The organism is Bacillus ndiopicus, assembly GCF_000612805.1.
Taxonomy (GTDB): domain Bacteria; phylum Bacillota; class Bacilli; order Bacillales_A; family Planococcaceae; genus Metasolibacillus; species Metasolibacillus ndiopicus.
In genome coordinates this window covers 594,508-618,329 of record NZ_HG964405.1, presented here as the reverse complement: position 1 = coordinate 618,329, position 23,822 = coordinate 594,508, and the positions used below count along the sequence as shown (strand labels likewise).

The 23,822-nt window shown below is 36.1% G+C and carries 22 protein-coding genes; 5 read left to right on the top strand and 17 right to left on the bottom strand.

Annotated elements, in window-relative coordinates:
• Positions 1-37: 37 nt before the first annotated feature.
• From TY13_RS11130 to TY13_RS11115, 4 genes are all read right to left on the bottom strand, one after another.
• Positions 38-2,857: a 2-oxoglutarate dehydrogenase E1 component gene (locus TY13_RS11130; RefSeq protein WP_042475562.1), complete on the bottom strand. Its 2,820-nt coding sequence runs from the start codon at positions 2,855-2,857 to the stop codon at positions 38-40.
• Positions 2,858-3,102: 245 nt separating this feature from the next.
• Positions 3,103-4,497, bottom strand: coding sequence for a sensor histidine kinase (locus TY13_RS11125; RefSeq protein ID WP_042475560.1), 1,395 nt, complete (start codon positions 4,495-4,497; stop codon positions 3,103-3,105).
• Between the two features lie 3 nt (positions 4,498-4,500).
• Positions 4,501-5,169 (bottom strand): response regulator transcription factor, encoded by a 669-nt coding sequence (locus TY13_RS11120; protein ID WP_042475559.1) that lies wholly within the window; start codon positions 5,167-5,169, stop codon positions 4,501-4,503.
• Between the two features lie 119 nt (positions 5,170-5,288).
• The gene (locus tag TY13_RS11115) at positions 5,289-7,328 is read right to left on the bottom strand and encodes a diguanylate cyclase domain-containing protein (protein ID WP_081796969.1); all 2,040 of its coding nucleotides are present in this window, start codon (positions 7,326-7,328) and stop codon (positions 5,289-5,291) included.
• A 1,165-nt stretch (positions 7,329-8,493) separates the two neighbouring features.
• Between TY13_RS11115 and TY13_RS11110 the strand changes: the two genes are divergently transcribed.
• Positions 8,494-9,042, top strand: a complete 549-nt coding sequence (locus TY13_RS11110) for a GNAT family N-acetyltransferase (protein ID WP_042475554.1) — start codon at positions 8,494-8,496, stop codon at positions 9,040-9,042.
• A 118-nt stretch (positions 9,043-9,160) separates the two neighbouring features.
• On the opposite strand, the gene TY13_RS11105 is transcribed toward TY13_RS11110, so the two are convergent.
• The 5 genes from TY13_RS11105 to TY13_RS11085 form a co-directional block, all read right to left on the bottom strand.
• Complete coding sequence (locus TY13_RS11105; RefSeq protein WP_042475552.1) at positions 9,161-10,240, bottom strand: undecaprenyldiphospho-muramoylpentapeptide beta-N-acetylglucosaminyltransferase; 1,080 nt, start codon at positions 10,238-10,240, stop codon at positions 9,161-9,163.
• A 382-nt stretch (positions 10,241-10,622) separates the two neighbouring features.
• The gene (locus TY13_RS21320; protein ID WP_195891688.1) at positions 10,623-11,102 is read right to left on the bottom strand and encodes a CAP domain-containing protein; all 480 of its coding nucleotides are present in this window, start codon (positions 11,100-11,102) and stop codon (positions 10,623-10,625) included.
• Positions 11,103-11,124: 22 nt separating this feature from the next.
• Positions 11,125-11,391, bottom strand: coding sequence for a hypothetical protein (locus TY13_RS21315; protein WP_042475550.1), 267 nt, complete (start codon positions 11,389-11,391; stop codon positions 11,125-11,127).
• Positions 11,392-11,590: 199 nt separating this feature from the next.
• Positions 11,591-12,490, bottom strand: coding sequence for a CobW family GTP-binding protein (locus TY13_RS11090; RefSeq protein ID WP_042475548.1), 900 nt, complete (start codon positions 12,488-12,490; stop codon positions 11,591-11,593).
• Between the two features lie 120 nt (positions 12,491-12,610).
• Entirely contained in the window at positions 12,611-14,125 is a 1,515-nt protein-coding gene (locus tag TY13_RS11085; protein ID WP_042475544.1) for a lmo1851 family serine protease, read from the bottom strand.
• A 170-nt stretch (positions 14,126-14,295) separates the two neighbouring features.
• On the opposite strand from TY13_RS11085, the gene TY13_RS11080 reads away from it, so the two are divergent.
• Positions 14,296-14,661: a hypothetical protein gene (locus TY13_RS11080; protein ID WP_230199423.1), complete on the top strand. Its 366-nt coding sequence runs from the start codon at positions 14,296-14,298 to the stop codon at positions 14,659-14,661.
• A 3-nt stretch (positions 14,662-14,664) separates the two neighbouring features.
• Here the strand turns inward: TY13_RS11080 and TY13_RS11075 are convergent, their stop codons facing one another.
• The gene (locus TY13_RS11075) at positions 14,665-15,273 is read right to left on the bottom strand and encodes a DUF2238 domain-containing protein (RefSeq protein ID WP_042475538.1); all 609 of its coding nucleotides are present in this window, start codon (positions 15,271-15,273) and stop codon (positions 14,665-14,667) included.
• 271 nt (positions 15,274-15,544) lie between these two features.
• The gene (locus TY13_RS11070; protein ID WP_042475535.1) at positions 15,545-16,027 is read right to left on the bottom strand and encodes an immunoglobulin-like domain-containing protein; all 483 of its coding nucleotides are present in this window, start codon (positions 16,025-16,027) and stop codon (positions 15,545-15,547) included.
• Between the two features lie 800 nt (positions 16,028-16,827).
• On the opposite strand from TY13_RS11070, the gene TY13_RS11060 reads away from it, so the two are divergent.
• Both TY13_RS11060 and TY13_RS11055 read left to right on the top strand, forming a co-directional pair.
• Positions 16,828-17,433 carry a stalk domain-containing protein gene (locus TY13_RS11060; protein ID WP_042475527.1) on the top strand — a complete coding sequence of 202 codons (606 nt, stop codon included), beginning with the start codon at positions 16,828-16,830 and terminating at the stop codon, positions 17,431-17,433.
• 168 nt (positions 17,434-17,601) lie between these two features.
• Positions 17,602-17,763 (top strand): hypothetical protein, encoded by a 162-nt coding sequence (locus TY13_RS11055; protein WP_195891687.1) that lies wholly within the window; start codon positions 17,602-17,604, stop codon positions 17,761-17,763.
• Between the two features lie 524 nt (positions 17,764-18,287).
• Here TY13_RS11055 and deoD read toward each other — a convergent pair.
• Positions 18,288-18,992, bottom strand: coding sequence for a purine-nucleoside phosphorylase (gene deoD / locus TY13_RS11050; RefSeq protein ID WP_042475523.1), 705 nt, complete (start codon positions 18,990-18,992; stop codon positions 18,288-18,290).
• 89 nt (positions 18,993-19,081) lie between these two features.
• On the bottom strand, positions 19,082-19,306 hold the full coding sequence (locus tag TY13_RS11045) for a YozE family protein (RefSeq protein ID WP_042475521.1): 225 nt from the start codon (positions 19,304-19,306) through the stop codon (positions 19,082-19,084).
• A 92-nt stretch (positions 19,307-19,398) separates the two neighbouring features.
• On the opposite strand from TY13_RS11045, the gene TY13_RS11040 reads away from it, so the two are divergent.
• Positions 19,399-21,222: a methyl-accepting chemotaxis protein gene (locus TY13_RS11040; RefSeq protein WP_042475518.1), complete on the top strand. Its 1,824-nt coding sequence runs from the start codon at positions 19,399-19,401 to the stop codon at positions 21,220-21,222.
• Between the two features lie 91 nt (positions 21,223-21,313).
• Here TY13_RS11040 and msrB read toward each other — a convergent pair whose 3' ends face one another.
• Genes msrB through TY13_RS11020 form a run of 4 tightly spaced genes read right to left on the bottom strand, consistent with a single transcriptional unit; the run spans position 21,314 to position 23,767 of the window.
• On the bottom strand, positions 21,314-21,745 hold the full coding sequence (msrB, locus tag TY13_RS11035; RefSeq protein WP_042475516.1) for a peptide-methionine (R)-S-oxide reductase MsrB: 432 nt from the start codon (positions 21,743-21,745) through the stop codon (positions 21,314-21,316).
• Positions 21,735-22,268, bottom strand: coding sequence for a peptide-methionine (S)-S-oxide reductase MsrA (gene msrA / locus TY13_RS11030; protein ID WP_042475514.1), 534 nt, complete (start codon positions 22,266-22,268; stop codon positions 21,735-21,737). The genes msrB and msrA overlap by 11 nt, the downstream gene beginning before the upstream one ends.
• Positions 22,269-22,847 carry a YpmS family protein gene (locus tag TY13_RS11025; RefSeq protein WP_042475511.1) on the bottom strand — a complete coding sequence of 193 codons (579 nt, stop codon included), beginning with the start codon at positions 22,845-22,847 and terminating at the stop codon, positions 22,269-22,271. It abuts the gene before it with no gap.
• An 8-nt stretch (positions 22,848-22,855) separates the two neighbouring features.
• Positions 22,856-23,767, bottom strand: a complete 912-nt coding sequence (locus TY13_RS11020; RefSeq protein ID WP_042475507.1) for a GDSL-type esterase/lipase family protein — start codon at positions 23,765-23,767, stop codon at positions 22,856-22,858.
• Between the last annotated feature and the right edge of the window lie 55 nt (positions 23,768-23,822).

Below are 23,822 nucleotides of genomic sequence, written 5' to 3'. Positions count from 1 at the left end.
CTAGTAGCCTATTCTTGCATCTAACAACATTATACTATTATTTTACTTTTGCTGCCTCTGTTACGGCTTCTGCAATAATTGCTGCTTGTGCTTCTTTATGAGCATCTGCATCACCTTCAGATGTTGAACTCATTGCAGGACGACCTACATAGCGTAGTTTTTTGCCTTCTGAAAGCTCATATAATTTTTCAATTGCATAGTTCCAGTAACCTTGGTTTTTCGGCTCTTCTTGTACCCAAACAACTTCTTTCGCGTTTGGATATTGCGCAATTATATTAGCAAGTTGTGCACTTGGGAATGGATATAATTGCTCTACCCGAACGATGTGTAAGTGTTCAAAGCCTTCTCCATCTTTCACACGGTCTGCTAAATCAATCATCACTTTACCTGTACCTAAGACGATACGCTCTACTGCTTCAGGCTTCGTGCCTAGACCAGGTTGTTCAATGATTTCTTGGAATGAGCCGTCTGCTAATTGCTCAGCATTAGCAGCTGCTAAAGGATGACGTAATAAATATTTTGGTGATGCCACAACTAATGGGCGTACACCCTCAGTGCCTAACAATGCCGCCTGACGACGTAGTAAATGGTAGTAGTTCCCTGCATTTGAACAGTTCGCAACAAACCAGTTATTTTCAGCAGCCATTTGTAAATAACGCTCAATACGGCTTGATGAGTGCTCAGGACCTTGACCTTCATAACCATGCGGTAAAAGAAGGACTAAGCCTGATTTTTGCCCCCATTTTGCACGAGCACCTGAAATGAAGTTATCAAACATTGCTTGTGCCATGTTTGCAAAGTCACCAAATTGTGCCTCCCAAACTGTTAACACATTGTCATTTTCTAAAGTATAGCCGTATTCAAAGCCAACTACTCCAGCCTCTGTTAAAGGTGAGTTATATACTGAGAATGAGGCGTTTGTACCTTGAACATGGTGCAATGGCGTAAATTCGTTACCATTGTTTTTGTCATGTAATACTAAATGACGTTGAGAGAACGTACCGCGCTGTGCATCTTGACCAGTGAAACGAATCGGCGTGCCATCTTGAAGCATTGTAGCAAATGCTAATGTTTCTGCATGACCCCAGTCAATTTTGCCAGTAGCAAATGCATCACGGCGTTTTTCTAAAATTTTACCTAGTTTGTTTTGTGGCTCAAAGCCTTCTGCGAATACTAGTAAATCTTCGTTAATTGCTTGTAAACGTTCAACACTTGTCGTTGTGTCGATTTGTGGGAAGTCTACTTTTAATTCCTCTGGCATTTCAAGATGCTTATGCTCATCTTTTTCTGCCATTTCCTTCACATGATCATATGCAGCTTGCATCTCTGCGTATGCAGCACTGTCAAGCGCTTTTACTTCTTCCTCAGTTACAATTCCCTCAGCAACTAATTTTGCGCCATAAAGTGCACGCACTGGATCATGCTTTGATACTAATTTATAAGTTTCAGGGTTTGTTACAGTTGGGTCATCCGTTTCATTATGACCATGACGACGGTAACCAATTAAATCAACAATAATATCTTTACCGAATTTTTGACGGTATTCTGCTGCAAAGCGACCAACTTGTGCTACTGCCTCTGGGTGATCTGCATTCACATGAATAACAGGAATATCATAGCCTTTAGCAGGGTCTGATGAATAATTTGATGAACGAGAATCATATAGCTCTGTAGTAAACCCGATCATGTTGTTCGCAATAATATGAATTGTACCGCCAGTTGTAAAGCCTTCTGTTTTCGCAAAGTTCATTACTTCAGTTACGATACCTTGACCTGGGAATGCTGCGTCACCATGCACTAAAATACCTAATCCTGAAGTAGCGTCATGCTTGGCACGTCCGTTAGCGAATACATCATCTTGTGTCGCACGAGTTGAGCCTAGCACTACTGGATTACCGATTTCTAGGTGAGATGGGTTATAAGCAAGCTTTACATTCATTCCTGAATCGCGTACATAAGATGCACCCATATGGTATTTTACGTCGCCAGTCCAGCCTTTTGTAATTTGTAAACGTCCATGCTCCGGCATAAATAAATCATTTGAAACGTGTGCAAAATCAGAGAACATCATATCGTATGGCTTGTTTAAAATATGTGTTAATACATTTAAACGTCCACGGTGAGCCATACCGATGCGTACATTTTTCACATTTTTTGCTTCAGCTGTTTTTAAAATTTCATCAAATAAAACGATTTGTGTATCTAAACCTTCACCAGAGAAACGCTTTTGACCTACAAATGTTTTATGAATGAATTTTTCAAAGTTTTCAACATGTGTTAAACGATCTAATAGCGCTTTCTTTTCATCAGTAGAAATTGCTGTTGATAACGCACCTGACTCGATTTGAGATTGGAACCACTCGCGCTCTTCATTTGTCCCTACATGGTTGTATTCAAATGCAATTTTACCTGTGTAGACAGATTTTAAATAAGCAATTGCGTCACGACCGTTTTGAATACCTGCAGGTACATTTTTAAAGAATACTGTAGCTGGAATTTCAGCTAAATCAGCTTGAGTTAATCCAAATGTGCTTTCTTCGATTTTAGCAGTATTAAGTGCACGGTTTTGTAATGGGTAAATATCTGCAGCTAAATGACCATAAGAGCGAATTGTATCTGCTAGTTTTACTGCAGCTAGCACTTTGCCAAAATCAGCTTGTGAAGTAACCGCTCCTCCAGTTACAGCAACTTCACCTTCTACTCCAACAGGCGCTCCGTATTGTTGGAACAATTCAACTAAAGCTGGTTCTACTTCTTCGGGAGATTGTAGAAATAAGTCGTATTGCTCCATGACATAACCTAAGTTAGGGCCTGCAAACGCTGACCAAGGGGAACCAGGTAATACATTGTTCGACATGAAAATAACCTCCAAATTTTGCCTGCATGGCAGTTCCATTTTAAAATAAACATTTCTTGGCTCTCTACTACTTAAAAAATAGCTGAGCCTATTTATTTTTGTATACTTATATTCTCCATTGTTTAGCGGAGAACATTTTTCCACTTCAATCTTACTACTCTCTACAAAAAATACAACTATTTTTCAATAAATAAGTCAAATTTTTAGCTAACTATAGAAAAACGAAAGCATCTTCTCGAAATTCCTCACTTTTTCAAAGGAATTTTTAACAAAAATGTTGTTCCTTGATGAATTTTGCTGTGCACCTTCAATTCGACATTATATTTTGTTGCCAGCATTTTTGTAATGCTTAAACCAAGTCCAGTACCTCCACCATTTTGCTGACGTGATTCATCCACTCGGTAAAAACGATCAAAGATAAACGGTAAGTGCTCTTCTGCAATCCCTATACCATTATCCTTAATCTCAATATAAAAGCAACCATCAATTTGTGCTGTAGAGATAATAATTTTAGGAACGCTTTCATTATATCGTATTCCATTTTCAATAATGTTGCGCAATATTTGTGCAAGCGCTTCAGGTGAAATTGCTACTAATTCCTTGTGTGCTATTTCCTCAACGTTGAATACAGTGTCTGGATATACTGTTATTAATTCATTGATAACTTGTGGTAAAACAATGGCAACGTTTGCTTCAGAAATTACAACTTGCTCTCTTCTAGCTAGCTGTAATAGCTCCTCAATCATCTTCTTCATTCTTTTCACTTCAATTAAGGAGCTCTCAATGGATTCATCTAAAATTTGCGGGTCGTTCTTGCCCCAACGTGCGAGTAGCGATAAATGTCCCTCAACAGCCTGAATAGGTGTGCGCAGCTCATGTGACGCATCTGCAACAAATTGCTGCTGCTGTGTAAACGAAATATTCAGCTCCTCTAACATGGAATCATACATCGTTAGCAAATCACCAATTTCATCGTCTGCGTGATAAGTAAAGGCTTCACGCTCTGTTAAACCTTTGTCACGAACTTGTCGCATTGAATCGCGTAGTTGTTGAAGTGGGCGAATTAAACGATTCGCTAAGTAATAGCTAATAAATGCAACGAGTAATAATGCACCTATACCTACAATAATCATTGTTGTTAAAACATACTGCATCATTTTATGAAATGTTGTAAGTGGATGAATTAATTGCATATAGCCTTGGAATGGTCCAATTTGTACAATGCGCTCAATCACATAAGCATCCGTACCTTGAACAGCAGTCTTACGAATTACTGTACGCAGTAACTCCTCATAGCTTGCTGCTGTAGGCACTGCTGGAAGCGCATCATCAACGCGGGGGCTTATGCTAAGAAGCTCTACTCCATCTAAATTCATAATGCGCACTGTTTGTTCCTGATTCGTAATTGCTTTCATCAATCCTGTATTACGCTGCAATTGTTGGATTGTAATTGCTGGCGTTTCAAAAAACACGCTAATATCCTCTGCAGTTCTTAATGCGTTACGCTCCTCATTACTCAATAGCCATGTATGCAAAGAGATATATAAAATTACACAAATAATCGCATAGCTAATGAAAATTGTTATAGCCGTCGAAAGCATCCATTTTTCTTTAAGTGACAGATTAAATAGTCTTTTCATTACTCAGCCTCTCATCACATAGCCAACGCCACGCACAGTTTCTATATAAGGCTGTTCTCTAGTATTCAGCTTTGTGCGCAAATGGCGTATATACACATCGACGACATTTGTCTCCACCTCGCTATCAAAGCCCCACACCGCCTCTAAAATGCGCTCACGTGTACATACTTTATTTAGACTTTGTGCTAAAAACACCAACAAGTCATACTCGGTTTTTGTCAAATCGAGCCTTTTATTTTCAAATGTTACTTCATATGCTTCCATATCAATTTCTAAATCTCGACATATAAGAAGCTTGTCCACTGTTTGGTTTCCAACACGCCGCATAATTGAACGTATACGTGCAAGTAATTCCTCGATAGCAAATGGCTTGACAATATAATCATCTGCACCGGCATCTAGCCCTGCAACCCTGTCCATTACTGCGTCACGAGCCGTCAACAAAATAATCGGCACATCAGACTGTTGGCGAACCCGTCTACATACTTCGATACCATTTAATTGTGGCAACATGACATCAAGCAATACACAATCATAATTATTTGTAAGTGCCTCAGATAAACCTTCCCGTCCATCGAACACGCACTTCACTTCAAATTGTTCATGCTTTAGTTCTAATTCAATAAAACGCGAAATATTTTTTTCATCTTCCACTAACAATATTTTCTTCACTTGATATCACCATCTTTGAATTGTCTTCTGATTCCTAAAAAAATGTCCTAAAGGCTCCATAAAAGCCTTTAGGACATTTTTATGGATAGCTGGAGTCATTATTGAATCAACCTCTATCCTTATTGTACGTCATCATAAATTTTGAAGCCATTTTTTTCTACGGTTTTTGCTTTATACAACGCTTTATCTGCATTCTCCAATAACGCTTCTAACGTCGTAGCATGATCAGGGTAATAGCTTGCGCCAATTGATACGGTCGGTTTAAAATGATTTCCCTGTATGTCTGCACCAAACTGCAAGTTTTCCTGAATACGAGCAATGATATCTTTAATCACCTTTTTGCGCTCATTTTCTATAATAGAAAGATCCGCTAATACTACAACAAATTCATCTCCACCTACTCGCACAGCAAAATCGCTTGCCCGAATGCTTGATGCAATTCGCTCACCGGTCAATTTGATAAACTCATCACCAACATCATGACCATATTGATCATTAACATCTTTAAAATTATCTCCATCAATGTATAAAACTGCGATAGAGCGAGCATTTTCCTTTGCGAAATGGAGCACGCGCGGAAATTCTTTTTCCAAATATCTTCTATTTGGCAGTTGCGTTAAATTATCATGGTACGCCATAAAACGCAAAGAATTTTCAAGTTTTTTACGTTCCGTTATTTCACGTGATACCATAATAATTTGATAGGTATCTTCTTTTCGTTCATTTTTAGCAGCTTTATATTTCCCTTCCGTCCAAATAATATCGCCTGTTTTCGCCTGTAATGCTAACTCAATCGTCATTTCACTGCGTTCCATATTTTTCAATTGTGACAACCAAGTTCCTTCACTTTCTTGCGTTAAAAAGGATGAATAATTTTTACCAATCAATTCTTCCTCTGAATATTTGAAGGTGCGAACATATGAAGGTGAAACATATTGAATAATCCCATTGTCATCCATAATAACAATAAAATCATTCATATTTTCAGTAATAATGCGGAAAGTACGCTCGATATTTTGCAGTTCAATCATCAAGCGCCTTTTATCAGATGCATTGTAATTAACCGAGAAATAACTATCAATTTCTCCAGCAGCATTCATTAAAGGAATAATTGTTGTATCTACCCAATACAATTCACCATACTTTGAGCGATTGCATATTTCACCTTGCCAAATTTCTCCTTGACGCAATGTTTCCCACATTTTTTTACCGAATTCAGGTGGATGATAACCCGAATCCAATATATCATGCGTTTGACCAATTAATTCTTCTCTCGTATAACCAGTCCGCGCCATGAAGCGGTCATTTAAATCAATAATTTTCCTATTACCATCTACAATTGACAACTCTACAGCATTATTAATTGCATTTTTTATAATCGCTAAGCCATGTGATGTTTCACGTAGTTCCTTTTGTTGCTCAATAAAATCTGTAATTTCTTGCAAAATTAAAAAGATTGCAATAACGCTGCCACTTTCATCTATTAGAGGTGAAAAGGTTGCTGTAAAGCTGCGTACTTTGTTTTCTTTATCAATAAATTTAACAATTTTCGACGTAAAATTATCACCTTTTTGCGCATCTGCTAAATAGTGTTGCCACTCAGATACATAAGGCTCTCTAATTAGAGGTAAGTTTAGAAATGGCTGACCTTGCATACTTTTTGCGCAAATTCCGAAATCATCAATAAAACGCTCATTAGCCTCTAAAAATGTTAAATCACTTGATATTAAAACAGTTGATAAAAACGTTTTAAAGAAAACCGAGCGCATAAATAAATATTTATCTTGTAAGTCACGATCAAAAGCAATTTCCTTTGATATAGCCAAAATGAAAATTTCATTATTAAAAAATATCGGAAATATTGTTGTTTCGTGCTTTCGTACCTCGTTAGTATAATAATCGTAATCTTGAAAATTTCGCTGTTCTTTTGTTTCAACAGCCAAATTATAATAATTTAAAATCATGTTTGCTGGTTTTTTAGGCATCAATTCAGAAACCGTTTTCCCGCATGGAGCAGTATCAAAAAGGAGGCTTGCAACAGTATTTACATACAAATACTCAAAATCATCGCCTCTTTTTTTCATAAAAAAGACCATATCTTTACTATCTTTAAACATTATATTAAATTGGATTTCCGAAAGAAATGGCTGCACCATCATTTGTGACACCTACCCTATACTCTGTCTATATAATTTACATTATGGCTAATTTTCAGCCTGGTTCCCCCAATTTCACACGAGCTACGCCACAAATCTTTTTTCACCCAACGAGATATTCGATACTCGTTGAATGAAAGTATTCATACTCTACCTGTAAAGGCCAGAATTTGCTTTATATGCATCTTCACTTTCACAAGCTAAAATATTAAGTAAACTCAGATAAAAAATCACTATTTTACCATATTAGCAAGGTAAAGTAATTAAAGAGCATTATTACCAAGTAATCTATTTTTTGCTCCATACTATATTTTGAAATCTATATAAAGATTTATTATCGTTTCTATTACTCGTCTACAACGGGATAAAATTAATATATCGCTTTGTTTTTTTATTATGTCTCAGTTCCTATTATCGGTACAAAGTCCATTTCTCTTTAGCTTTATTATGTCCAAACTCTTACAATCCATGAGAGTAGATATTGTTCTCCATATTTTAGACAATCTCGTTCTTCTATTTGTGTCTTGCATGTTGCTGTCACTAAGTTTTCGCGATAAAAAAGCATGTACTAGAGTGCTATTTTTGATGCAAAATAATCTGACAACTCAAGTTTAATGTTTTAAATTCAACAAAAAAGGAAATAAATATAAATAAAAAATTACATTTGTAAATATATTATATCAACATTCTTTGCCCTAACAAAATAGATATTTTTGAAAAAAATACACTATAGATTTACTATTTTATTTCACCCCTAAAGTTATGTTATTATCTGACAATTTTGAATAATAAGGCTACTTGAAACTAATTTTGTTTTTTCAAGAAAAATACTTGCAGAAACAACCTATAGTATTATATGATATTTTCACGAAAATATCTCTTTATTCGGCAGGTGTTCAGACGCTTGTTGAAATCCAAAGATTGCCTCTGGCGCATATCTTGGGCTTCTATAACCGTTGGCAATTTGATAACGGTTATTTTTCAACTTTTAATGCTTGAAAAGCAGAACTAAAAATAGCCAGGGCATAATTAACCATAATTTCATATGCAAAGTAGCGAATAACTAAAGGTTGTAACATAGTAAGGTGTCTAGGTTATATAGGAGTTAAGTTCGAAATGCATGCCTTGTGATTTTTTACCTATTCCCTATTTAAAGGAGGCGTTTCGCATGCTGAAACACCGTGATGTACATGAAGCAACTGAACTTTATCAACTATTAAGCCATCCATCTGTTTTTCCCTTTGTTCGCCAAAAAGCAACATCAGCTGAAGAATATTTATTTATGACGAAACAACTAATTGAAGAAGAGCAAGCTGGTACTGCGATTTCTAGAACAATAGTAGATGATTGGGGACAGCCAATTGGAACAATTAGCATTTATGATATTCAAGACGGTGCGGGCTTCCTAGGCACTTGGATTGGGCAGCCATTTCAAGGAATGGGCTACAATCAAAAAGCGAAGTTATTGTTTTTACAAGAGCTTTTTTTCATCTATGATTTCCATACAGTTTTTTTACGTATTCGTAAAGAAAATAGCCGGTCAAAGGCAGCAGCTCTAAAGCTACCATACGTTGTTTGTGCTTCGGAATCACATCCTGCTCTTTTAGAACAAATTAACCGAGGAGAAGCCCAATTTGATTTATTTAAAATTCCAAAAGATTTGTTTTACTTAACTACAGCGAATGCTCAAGTTGACGCTGAAGAACAAGCGATGTAATAAGAAGGGGGTGCTGGAAAAGTCAAAGCTTTTCTAACACCCCCTTCTATAATGTAATTCGAGTATAGAAAGTGTTTAGGAAAAACAAATCAAACTAGCCTCCCTAACCTCCTATAAGTCATTTTTCATATTGTGTGATAAGTACTACCATTTCATCTGGCGTTTTAGGTCGCTCTGCATCAGCCATCGCATCAATCATTTCGCTTTCATGTTCCACTAGATAGTTCAATGCATCGATAAATGATAGCTTCGTTAAAGCTTCCTCTTCCAGTACATGAGCAAATTTTTGCTTTTTGAATAAATTGGCATTCAATATTTGATCACCACGACTTTTGCTAGCAGATAACGGAATAAGTAACATTGGCTTCTGCAAAGCTAGAAATTCAAAAATAGAGTTTGAACCAGCACGAGATACAACATAATCTGCTGCATGCAATAAATCTGGCAACTCTGTTGTCACATATTCGAATTGCTTATAGCCTTTTAGTGTTAGTAACGACGAATCCACATTACCTTTGCCACATAAATGAATTATGTTGTATTTTTGTAGTAAATCCGCCAAATTCATACGCAGTGCATCATTCAAAACAACAGAGCCTAAGCTCCCTCCCATAACGAGTAATATTTTTTTAGATGCTTGCTCAAATTGACATAGTTTTAATCCTTTTTCCCGCGACCCTTGAAATAATTGCTGCCTTATAATTGAGCCCGTGCATGTAGCTTTATCACTTGGTAAATGTTGCATTGTTTCTTTAAATACCGTAAAAACATGCGAAGCAAACGGTAATGCAAGTTTATTAGCTAAACCTGGCGTTACATCTGACTCATGTACAACAACAGGAATATTGGCTAATTTCGCTGCCATTACTACAGGAACTGAAACAAACCCTCCTTTTGAAAAAATAACAGAAGGCTTTACTTTCCTAATAATCGAAAATGCTTGACTAATTCCATATAAAACACGAAATGGATCTGTAAAATTTTTGACTGAAAAATAGCGACGCAATTTCCCACTCGAAATGCTATGATATTTTATTTCAGGGAAATTATTGCCGATTAACTCTTTTTCTATGCCATCGTAAGAACCAATATAATGAACTTCATAGCCTTCCTTTATTAACGAAGGTATTATTGCTTCATTAAGAGATACATGCCCCGCGGTTCCTCCACCTGTTAAAATAATTGTTTGTTGTTTCACATCAATTCCCCTATTCTTTCATGCTTATATTTAACCGACTGCTTTATTTATTAAGTTCACTTCTAACCCAGTACAATGATTTACAACTCCCTATTGTACTATATGCAACAAAAAAGATATAGATGATATAGGAAAATTCGATGTGAGTATCTTAATCAATTATGCCTTGACTAACATTTTTTAGCTTACTGTAAAAACCATCCTAGACTATTATTAGACGAATTCTCGAATATTTGATAAACCTCTACTGAATCAAGATAAAAATGCGGAAAGAGTCATTGGGAAAAATGAAGTATTTTCCCAATGACTCTTTCTATTGTCTCTGCGATCGTTCTTTAAATCCTATTTTAGACACTTATTTCCAGCAGTGCCACGTCTTAATTTATTTTTGAATAAATTGTTGTGTCCAGTAGTTACCGTTTGCTACATATCCAACACCGATATGCGTAAATTGTGCATTTAAAATGTTAGCACGGTGACCTGGTGAATCCATCCAAGCTTGAACTACTTCTTGTGGTGAACGTTGACCTTGTGCAATATTTTCTCCTGCACTTTTATACGCAATTCCTAAAGCTTTCATTCGATCAAATGGTGAACCGAATGTTGGGCTCGTATGTGAAAAGTAATTTTTGCTTTGCATATCCTGTGATTTTTCGCGTGCTGCTGCCATTAGTGCATCATCTGTTTTAAATGGTGCTAAACCAGCTTTTACTCGTTCTGCATTCGTTAATTTAACAACTTCTTGTTCAAATGCATTAATATTCGAATTTGTTGGTACAGATGGTTTCTCTGTAACTGTGTTCGAATTTGATGGCTTTTCTGTAGCCGGTGGTGTTGGTACAGTTGGTTTTTCTGTTACCACATTTGAATCTGTCGGCTTTTCTTTAGCCGGTGGTGCTGGAACCTTTGGGCTTTTCTTTAGCCGGTGGTGCTGGTACAAAGTTCGGAAACTTAAATTCTATTTGCTTATCCATAGATGGCATAAATATTTGCCATTTATGATTTGTTGGCCATTTATATATCACTTTACAATCTGTTGCTTGCTTCACTTGTCCTTGTTGTCCCTCAAATCCATTTGCTGATGCAGAACCTATTTGAATTGGTGCTGCTAATAAAAAAGTTGCAAAAACTGCTGTTAATGTTTTTTTCATTTTGCAATTCCTCCTTTACGCTAGTAAGCATACAAGAAAGAATCGCCGCATTTTTCGCTAAACTTTACCAATGAAACCATTGACAACAAAAAATATTGAAAAAACAGTGTTTGTTATTCCACTTTTCAGGTACCATTTACCATTGCATGCAACAGTTACACTTTAAAAGCGGTTGACACTTTTCAATATTGCTAGATTTTTAATCTCCGATAATCGAAATAGAGCTAATATTTTCTCCAATAATAACGAGCTTCGGTTCCATTTTTACGTATTCAGGTAGCCATTGAACCATCCCGTATGCGTATTGGAATAGCATCGGGTTGCGCACACCTGTAATAGGTACATAGCCTTTCATACGATAAACCGTCTCAGGCAATGAGCGGACCCACGCCTCAAACTCTTCCTCGCTAAAGCTTGTTTTAAACTGCACTAAACGTGAGCCTAAGTTAAAGCTTTTGCCAATTTGTGCTGGCGTAATCTCATCCTTAGTAGGCTGAACCATTGATTGCATTTGCTGCAGAAATTTAATAGGCACTCGCCCATTTGTTGTTTGTAATAGCACCGCACGTGAATTAAAGCTTTGCAGCTCATAAACTACCTGTGCTTGTTCTTCTTCTGTTAATAAATCAATTTTATTGGCAAGCAGTACGTGCGCATGACGAATTTGTTCCATAAATAGCGAACGTGCTTGCGGTGATAATGTGGAACGATTTAACCAAAGCTTACTATCCGCAACTGTGACAATCCCCTTAATATTTAATTGCTCAGCAAATAAAGGGGAAAAAACCGCATCTAACGCTTCTACAGGATGAGCTGCTCCTGTTGTTTCAATTAATAACACATCAAATTGCTGGTCAAATAGCAAAGATTGAATTTGTGCCTCCGTTTTTTCAGCACCTGTACAGCAAATGCACCCTTCCAACATTTCCTTTAGCGGGACATCTTCCTCGACCGCCTGGGAATCAAAAGGTAGCTTACCAAGCTCATTCATAATTACCGCTGGCTTCAAGCCCTGTTCCTTAAACTGTCGAATAACATCTGTTAAAAGCGATGTTTTGCCACTTCCTAAAAATCCACTTAATAAATAAACATCTTTCATTATTTTCACACCTCAAGAAAGGGGCTGTTAGGAAAGTTTTCACCTCTCCCAACAGCCCATTAATTATTTGATAAAAATTTATATTTTTACGATGAACGCATCAAAATGATTTTTCAGCTTTTACTCATCGCTAGCTTCTGTTTCCGATTCCTCACCGATTAAAAGCTTTTTCGCTTTCAATAATTGCGGATCATCAGCACGTAGCTTTTCACGTAATGCATCCATTAATGCATATGTTGTCTTGCCAGTTAAAATACCTGTTTCTTCCAGCTCGTTTGCTGCTTGGAATTGCTTCACTGCAGCTTCAGTATCTTGATCAAAGACGTTATCAACTTTCCCTACCTTATAATCAAGTACCTCTAACATTTGTTCAGCCGCATTCACAAGCTTCGAGTTTGTTTCTAATTTCAACTCTTGCTTTGGATCAATATATGGTAATGAAGCATAAGGTGCTGTATTTACTTCAACATCTGGCTTGATACCTTTTTCATTTATCCAATTACCATTCGGTGTTAACCATTTACTTGTAGTAAACTTCAAGTTTGCACCATCTGGTAAATTTGCGACTGTTTGCACTGTACCTTTACCAAATGATGTTTTACCAACTACTTTGGCACCAGCCGATTCTTGTAATGCTCCTGCTAAAATTTCAGATGCAGACGCACTTCCTTCATCAATTAATACTGTAACAGGAATTTTATATTTTTTCCCGCCTTCTGCAACCATTGCTTCAGGCTCTCCTGTACGACTTTGAATAAGTAAAATTGGCTTGCCTTCTGGCACAAAGAAATTCGAAATATCTAACGCTGCCGTTAAATAGCCACCTGGATTTTGACGGACATCTAGTACAACGCCCTTCATGCCTTGTTCCTCAAATTCAGCTAAACTTTTAGCTACTTCCTCTGCAGTTTGCTCGCTAAATGATGAAATTTGAATGTGTGCTACTTTATCTGATCCCATTTCACCATGTACGGTTTCAATTGGAATATCGTCACGCACAAGTTTTATTTCCATCGGCTCTTCCTCAACGCCACGTTGAATCATTAATGTAACGGACGTACCCTTTTCACCGCGAATACGCAAAACTGCTTCTGAGGCACTTAAGCCCTTTAAACTTTCACCATCAACAGACAAAATTAAGTCCTGTGGTAATATTCCTGCTTTTTCTGCAGGTGAATTTTTAATTGGTGACACGACCATAATGTAGCCGTCTCGCTCTTGTATTTCCGCGCCAATTCCTTGGAAGCTAGAAGATAGACTTTCATTAAAGTTTGTTGCTTCCTCACTATTCATATAATCAGAATACGGATCCTCCAGTGCATCAAACATACCATTAATTGCACCATGAATTACTTTTTCATCATCTATTTCGACATAGTAATTTTTCTTAAGTTCATCAAATGCATCATAAAGCTGTTTAAATTCTGCACGTTCAACAGGTACTTTTACTTCCACTACCTTCTGTTCTCCAAAAGTTAATGCAAAAATCGTTAAACCTGCTGTTACTAAAATTGTCAGGAACATCAGCATAATGAATTTAAAAGGCTTTATGCGTATAAATTTCCCAGCAGGCTTTATAGGCTGCTGTACATTTTGCTGTACCTGTTGTTCCTCAGTTCGTTGTTGTTCATCCATTACTTTCACCACTCTCATTTTCCACTATGTACGGCACACTATACCTATCTTAACAGTTTATACAGTCTTCGAAAAGCTTAGACGTTTATTTTTTTATTTAGTTTCACAATATGTGGGATTTTTTGTACAATAATTCAATATAGATGAAAAGTATACGCTACGGAGGTTCAATGATGTTTAAAAATTTGCGCGAAGAAATGAAAAAAGAAATGGCAATTGCTAAAGAAGATTTAGCAAAAGACGCTTTTAAAGTTTGGCAAGTTGATTACAATGGTCATATCATTCGTGTTACAAATGCGATGGCAGAGGAAACGCTTGCGATTAATAATGAAATTGTTGATTGTAAAAGTCGTGACAGCATCTTCAAGCAATTGCTCCCTTTTGTGACTCTACGTGGTAAAATGGCGGAAGCAGATGGTACTGTATCAAAGGTGACCGTAAAACTTGGCGGATTAATCACATTAAATTGCTGTATTAAAGTAAACGGCACAGTGCTGTTGAAAGAAAAGCATAAAATTCCACTCGGCTTAAAATAATATTTATTCTCGTTTTTTTTGTAATATGCGATCATGAAGATGGCTTAACAATAAAATAGCCAAAATTGCTCCTAAAAAAGCAAATGTCATATCCCACTGTGCATCCCATTTATCGCCCTGCATGCCGAGGAAGTCCTTCGATGTTTTACTATGTGGCGCAATTTTTGTACTAAGCCACTCAAGTATTTCATAAAGAGCAGCGATAGCTAGCACCATGCTAACGGAAATCGTTGATAGCCATGCTCCTGGCTTTAGTGGTGTAAAATGCAATAATATTTCACGGAGGACAATCGCCATAAGCCCTTTAAAAAAATGGCCAAATCGGTCATAGTCATTACGCTTTAAGTGGAATTCCTCCTTTAACCAATTGAACAAAGGAACCTCCTCATACGTATAATGCCCACCAATAAATGTAAGAATGGATAAAAAGGCAATGATGCAATAGGATAATGTCGTAAAGCGAAATTTAGAGTAAGTAATGAGTAAAATAATAATAATCACTACAGCAGGACCTACTTCAACAAGCCATGTGCTATAGGAAAATGGTCGAATAGATGACCATAATAAAACAATTGCTACAACAGCAAGCAACAGGCCATGTATTTTATTCATCTTCAACACCTCCTAAAAGGAGTATGTTTTTAAAAGAAGGGAATTATACTTGTAGCCATTTAGCAGAAAAAGAAAAAGCAACCAATATACTTTAGTCGGCTGCTTATTTTTTCAAATGAAAAACACTGTTCTATTAGCTCTTATTAAATAGTAGCTGATTATTCTGGATAAACAACTGTGTCAAAAATTTCACTGCTTACCTCTTCTTTATAATGAATTGTTACTTTAAGGACAATATTTCACAATGTTATTACATACTAATTATGTTAAGCTAATCAACTGTAAACACCGCTGTCAAATGATATTTATCATAGTCACCAGTATCTCTAAAATCCACCATTTCTTTCACTATACGGTATTCATCGTTATCTAGACTTCCATAGAGCCAATCCCAATCAACTGTCCATTCCTTGGTACTAAAAGAATCCAAGTTGTAACCAATATCCGTAAAAGCATGGTTCCCTGTTAAGGAAAATGGAACTTGATACCACTTCCCTTTGATTTTCTTTTCCAACCAAAAATGTTCACCGTAGATAATTTGCTTGTCAGAGTTATTCTCACATATCACCGTCAATCCAGTAGAAGATGCTGTTCCTTTCTTTACAATCATCGTTACTCCATCAAAGTTGTTAATCGTTTCGTATTTTGTAGGTTCCCAATCTGTTGTCGGTTGCCCTGCTTGACCTTTTAGTTCTTGGGAGCAACCAACTGCTGCAAAACTAATTACCGCCAATACTATAAAAATTCTTCTCAAATTATCTCCGCCTCTAATATTTAGACATTGATTTCAGAATAAAATTCCAAAAACTTTGTTTGACTAAAATTTATTATAAGTAGGAGTGTATTTTTTCTTATATCTTTACGACGATAATAACATAAATATCAAAAATAAATCATCTTACCAATGAGGTAATAAGAGTATTAAAGTCATTGAAGAGTTATTAGGACACGTTACAATGCATGAATCTATTCAACAAATATAATATACCTAATTTTGCCGAAGTAAACCTTATAACTTTATTAGTGTACTGCTAATCTTGCATACAACAGTAAAAAAATTAATAACTTAGTAAAATAATTCGTCGCCAAAGAGTATTCATTATACTTATATTTATAACCTTGAATTTGCTAATTCATTTTAAAATTATCATTTAACCCACTAAATTTGATTTCACAATTATACAACAAAATGAATTTCATCCTTACAATATTTTATAAACAGTAGCTCTACCAATTCGTATTCCTTAGCAATATCATTTACACTTTCACCTGATTCCAAAACTATATGTATCGAAATGATGTTCTCTCTAGATTTATCACCGTAGCATCGACAAGTATATTTATCTCTTTTAAAACCAAGTCTCTCCATTGCTTATACTCTATGCATGTTCTATTTTCGATGCTCTATGCTGTATGAAGCCAGTTTGAGACACATTTTGTAATGGTAGACGGTACGAAGATATAAAACAGATAATTAATATTGGTTGTCTGTTTTTTTATACTGTACAAATCTCGTTAAATTTCCTATTATAGTTAAAAGAGGAGGGATTTATTTTGAAAAAATCAACAGTTATAATTAGTGTATTTATTTTACTCTTAACATTTAGTATGGGCGCTTACGCTGCAACTAAATACAATTTTACTTTTAACGGAAAAAAACAATCTATTGATGTACAGTTAATTAATAATAAGGCATACGTACCGTTAAATGATGTTACTGAGCTTTTTGGTGGAAAAGTAACTTATGATAGCAAATCTAAAACATACGCTGTTACATCAAACGCTACTGAGTCAATTACTCCATCTGAAATGTCAAAAACAATTGATAACTTAACAGTTAAAATTGATAAAGTTGTGCAAGACTCTGATTCATTAAAAATTTATGTTACATATGTAAATAATTCTAATGATAAAATGAGCAATGGAAGCGATTTATCTAAGATTGTCGCAAATGGAAAACAATACAGTTATAATTCTAAATTCAATTTTGAAAGATGGTATAAAAAAGAAAATGTTCCTCACGCTGATACCTATATTGAGCCTGGCGTAACTGCTGAAGATGTTATTTTCTATGCTCCTGTTGATGCTGATTCAATAAATATTTTAATTCGTGCTAACTGGACAGATTACAGATTTAATAATGTAAAGATTACAAAATAAATTTTATTTTATAAAACACGTTTATAGTAATTTTAATTGTTTTAATTATAAAACAGATAACTAATCACAGTTGTCTGTTTTTTTATATGCACTTTTTATCCTTTATTCCCGAATACAATAATATAGGAGGAGGTTTTTATTAATGAAAAATTGATTTACATTGGAGCCATGTCAGCACTACTGCTTGCCGCTTGTGGTGAGAAAAAAGCTGAAAAAACGATCCCTGAAAATAATACAATTGAGCATCCAAAATCTAGCGAACAAGCTAAAAATGATGCCGAACAGAAAGCTAAAGAGGAAACTGAAGACATAGCAAAGAAATTTCAATAACTAAAGTGAAAGAAATAATTGAGTATTCAGGTATGAGTGAGAGCGATAGATTAATTAGTTTAACTGTTGAAAACGGCAAGATTAAAGCTGTAATAGATTTAGCGTCAAATAAATTATTTACTACAAGAAAATATTGCTATGTCTATGTGCAGTCAAATATCAGATACGTTACTAGAAGAAGGTAGTTGGAACACATTAACGATAGAATATATTGATATTGGAACCGTGTCTATCAACATATCTGAAAAATAATTAAATGAACTCGGTATGTATTATTTCCCGACAGCTATCATAACAGAAAAGGTAAAGTAATAATTAGGACATGCTACAATACGTGAAACACTTAATACGTACTCCTATGTTGGTCAAGACCAAAAAAGGGGCGCTACGGAGCTTTTAACCCTTTATAAAAAACCTCAACAGGCTCTCATTTATTGAGTCACCCATTGAGGATTAAAAATCTAATTAATTTTTATTGTAGTTCCTTTGAAATTTATCTCAAATTTCAAACCTTTGATACCCTACTATTCCTGAATCGCAGCCTCAAGTGCTACAACCATCATGTCGTTGAAAGTCGTTTGACGTTCCTCTGAAGAAGTTGCTTCACCTGTTACAATGTGATCTGAAACTGTTAAAATCGATAATGCTTGGCGTCCGTATTTAGCAGCTAATGTGTATAGTGCAGCCGTTTCCATTTCAACTGCTAATACACCGTAGCGCGCTAATTTTTCATTTTGATTTTCCTCTGAATAGAACATATCTGCTGTCATGACATTTCCTACTTTAAGGCTTAAGCCTGCTGCTTGACCAGCATTGTATGCATTTAATAATAAATCGAAGTTTGCAATTGGTGCATAATCAATACCATTGAAAATGATTTCGTTCATTTTTGAGTCAGTAGTTGCAGCTTGAGCAATAATTACGTCGCGTACTTTTACATCCTTTTGAATCGCTCCGCAAGTACCTACGCGAATTAATTTTTGTACACCGTACTCTGCCATAAGCTCATTAATATAAATTGAAATTGATGGTACACCCATACCTGTCCCTTGAACAGATACACGTTTTCCTTTATAAGTACCAGTGTAGCCAAACATATTACGCACTTCATTGTAGCAGGTTACATCTTCTAAAAATGTTTCGGCAATATACTTCGCGCGTAAAGGGTCTCCTGGAAGTAATACGATGTCAGCAATTTCACCTTGTTTTGCATTAATATGAATACTCATAATTTTGTCCCTCGTTTCATTAATAGTCACTTCACATCATACTTGTTTTACGTTTTTTCCGCAAGGTTAGACGTCTTGCTTTTCAATTTTTATTCACCATATCTTTCTACATATAAAGACCACAGCTCATCAAATGTTGCGGCTGTTAAAATATCATCTCCTTGCATTTCAATATATTGTGATAACTCTTCAAAAGATGTCGACATTTTAGGAAAGCTCACATCGTGAAAGCATGCCTCTGCAAACTGAGATTTTGCGTCACCTGCAGCCCCACCTCGGTATGTTAAAATGTAAGAATAGAATGACTTTTTCAAAAATTTCTCCCCTTTTTACAAAAATCTACTTCACAAAGCGTTTACATATAGGTAAACTGATTAAAGTGATGAATAATTTATCCTATAGAAAGATGGTGACAAATTTGCTACTTAAAAGGAATAAATTGAAAAAACCTGCACCAACAAAGCTTTTTGCAAGGCGAAAAAAAGCCAAACAACAAGATGCACCCGTTGATATAAAGAAAAAAGCAAAATTTTATCAACTTATTCGCGGACGTGTATTACTCATTTTCTCTTTATTATTAGCAATTATTTTCGCAATGCAATTGCTATCGTACACTAATATTACTAAATTACAAGCAAGCTTGCGAGATTTTGCTAATAAAAATTTGCAACAACAAATCCAAATAAACAATTTAGCAAGTGATATTGCTAAGCTTTCCAGCCACGAGCAAACATATCTTATTACAGGGAAAGAAGAAATTTTACAAGACTACGAGGCAGTGAAAACGAATATTAATAATAATATTTCAGAGCTGCAAGTAATTTTGGCAGATAATGAGGAAGCTTCTAATACGATTGCTTCGATTAATCAACTTTATAGCGTCTATTTAACACATTCTCAAAACATGATTGATACTCGCACTAAATATGGCTTCGAAAATGCTCAGAAACTAATGCAAAACGGTGGCGGGCAATCAATAAAAGCATATATCGATGATTATTCAATCAAATTAATTGGTTTATTAGAAAGTAAAAATGAAGAAACGATTAAAGAGCTGGAGCAATATGCAAACACATCCAAAATATCATTTTTCTTTTTAGCCATTATCGCTATTATTTTAACTATTACATCGGGCTTTGTATTATTTAAATCTATTCGACGTAATACGCACTCAATTAATACATCTATTTTAGATATTGCTAGCACAGGTGGCGATTTAACACGACGTGTACGTGTTAAAACAAATGATGAATTCGCACAAATTGCAGATTCAACAAATTTATTAATTAATTCTATTTCCACACTTATAAAACGCGTTTCTGGTTTAGCAGAAAACGTTTCTGGGAGCTCTCAAGAATTGATGGCCTTAGCAGATGAAAATGCACGTATGATTGATTCGATCGCCAATTCTACACATGATATTGCCAATGATAGCAATACGATTATTGACCGTATGGGACAAGCAGCACAAAATATGCAGCTATTAGAACAATCTATGCGTGACTTAAATGCAGAAGCTACAGAAGTTCGCCAAGCCTCAGAGGAAATGCGAATTGTAGCAAATGATGGTAGTAAATCAGTCAGCCATTCATCAAACGTTATGATGGATATTGAGGAAACAATGGCGAACACGACAATGACTGTTGAAGCACTCGGAAAAAAATCTGGGGAAATTACTTCAATTATTAGTACAATTACTGGCATTGCTGAGCAAACAAACTTACTTGCTCTTAATGCTGCAATCGAGGCTGCAAGAGCCGGTGAACATGGTAAGGGCTTCGCTGTAGTTGCTGATGAAGTACGCAAGCTAGCAGAGCAATCGCAAAATGCTGCAAAGGAAGTTACAGGAATTATTTCTTCCATTCAGACTGAAGTCAAGTCCATTATTGCGCAAAATCATAGCGGTGTACAATCTGTGATAAAAGGTGTAGAAGTAGCGAACGAGACGAATACTTCACTCGCTAAAATTTTACAACAAACAGAATACACAACAGAAATTATTAGCCGAATGGTCGAAAAAATTAATATTACATTAGATTATAGCAACATTGTCAGTACTTCCTTTATTGAAGTAAATGCCATTGCAGAGCAAACCGCCTTTAGTACAGAAACAAGTGCTTCAGCAGCAATGCAAGGCTCTGCATCTATGGAGGAAATAAATGCAGCTGCTTCTGAATTAGCGAAACAAGCCGATGATCTGCGCAGTGTTGTCGGAGAATTCAAAATATAGGGAAAATTATTAAAGCGCGGACAATCAATTCTCTACAATTGATTGTCCACGCTTTTTAGGTTATATATCTTCAGTTCAAAGCTATTGCCTCTTATTCAAACAAAGCCTTATATTTACCGTAGCCTTGCTCCTCTAATTCTGCAAACGGCACGAAGCGCAATGCAGCTGAGTTGATGCAATAACGCAGACCGCCTAAATCTTTAGGTCCATCTGGGAAAACATGTCCTAAATGAGAATCAGCCGTTTTACTACGTACTTCTACGCGGCGCATGCCGTGCGATGCATCGAAATGCTCTGTAATTTCTTCCGCCTCTAACGGTTTTGCAAAGCTTGGCCAGCCACAGCCTGCATCAAATTTATCAAATGAAGAAAATAGCGGCTCTCCTGATACAATATCAACATAAATACCATGCTCAAAATGCTGGTCGTATTCATTGCGATAAGGAGGCTCTGTGCCTTGCTGCTGTGTCACATAATATTGCATCTCATTTAATTCCTTTAAACGCTGCTCTTTATTTTTCATGTTCATCACCCCAATGTCTTTCTCTAAAAGCAACACGCCCTGAGCCAAAAGCGTAGCGCTCATAATGCGCTGGATTTTTCTTATAATAATGCTGGTGGTACGTTTCTGCCTCATAAAAAGGCTTTGCAGGTATAATCTTCACAGCAATTGGCGTATTAAACTTGCCAGATGCTTGTAATGCCTCCTTAGATCGCTCAGCTATTTCGCGTTGCTCCTCACTATGGTAAAAAATCGCTGTTGTGTACGATTCACCCCTGTCGTAAAATTGGCCACCTGCATCAGTCGGGTCTATTAATTTCCAGTATAGCTCCACCAGTTTTTCATAGGGAAACACATCTGGGTTAAAAGTAATTTGCACCGCTTCTAAATGTCCAGTTGTTTCTGAGCAAACCTGCTCATATGTCGGATTTTCCACATGTCCTCCTGTATATCCAGAAACGACTGATTCAATCCCTGGTAATTCATCAAATGGCTTTACCATACACCAAAAGCAGCCACCTGCAAAAGTTGCACGTTCTGACATTTACTTCACCTCTTCTGCTGGAATAATGATTTCTAATAATATTTTATCATTTTTCAAATCAACTTCCTTAGCGCGAACTCTCGAGCCTGAAGCAATATTAATACGCGATAAATCAACATAAATTTCTTCTTCATTCGGTCTTACTATCATCCAGTCTGGAAATTCAATCGCATCCTTCATTAGTTTCAAGACAGTAGAGGGTGGGATATTTAATTTCCCTACATTCACCTCTGTTTGCTTTAAACGTATGTTGCCATCGCTAACAATCGGCTCAAAATCCATTGAAATCGGAACCGTAATGCCAAAGACAATAAGCTCACTAAAAAGCTGTACTTGTTCGTTTACTTCTATTTCAACGGGGATAGGTGATTTCTCTAATGGTCCCTTGCCCATATATTTTTTGGCAATTGCTTCGAATTCTTTTGCTGTCGTTTGTACAGTTAGTACATGCCCCGTTATTTTTTGCTGATCTGGAATTGCTTTTTCTTCCACTTTCGAAGTCGCCAAATAAACGATGAAAACGAGTGTAAAAATAACAGCTCCTGCAAGTAAAAAAAAGGCGACTTTCCATTTATTCATATCCTATATCACTCCTCAAATCCAATCAAACCGTCCGACATTTCCTCAATACCACATGCAGTCATTGCAGACACAATACGATCTGTCATTCGCTCATAGCCCTTTGCATTTGGATGGAAAAAGTCTGTATGGTACACTAAATCTTCATTTGTATGAAATAAGTCGTCTACCGGAATAAAGCACGCATTGCCATCTTGGACCGCTAATTGTAAAATTTCATTATTCCATTCTTCAATAATCTTTTCAAATGGCGTTGTTTCATCTACTACAATTGAGAAAGGGTTATAAAAACCAATTAAAATAAGCGGCACTTCAGCATTTTGTGCACGTATTTTTTCTATTATTTGCTCATAGTTGTTTTTAAAGTTCTCTCTTTCAGCATCGAACATTTCTTTCTTTAAAGAGAAGATATCGGACTTTACAATTTTCATGACATCATTGCCACCCATTGTTATCGTAACCAAATTTGCATCTGCTAATTCCTTATCATAATGCCCTTTTTCAAGAAGTTCCAATAACCGTTCGCTCCGTCTTCCCTTTTTTCCTCTATTATCTAAGTTCACAGTTGCAATCGCAGGCCATTTTTCTAGTTTTTCAGTTAAACGTTCTGTAAATCCTTGACGTTTATACTCATCCCCCACCCCTTCTGTTAGGGAGTCCCCAAATGCGATATATTGAATGTCCTGTGCATCTATTTCCTTTCGATTAAGCCAGTCTAATTGAAACATTTCGCCCAGCTTTTCTACAATGCTCTCTTTTTTAGTTTGTTCAACGTAAAGGGCATCCTCTATTGGCATTGGTACACTTTCTGTACCAAGTGATCTCTCATACTCTTCTGGCTCTATTTCAGACTCATCGACCGTAACTGAGCAACCAGCTAGTAATATGAAACAACATAACACACTAAAAAATAACCTCATTCGTTCCTTTCCCTACCTATCTATTGACTTATGTATATTTCATTATAATGCATAT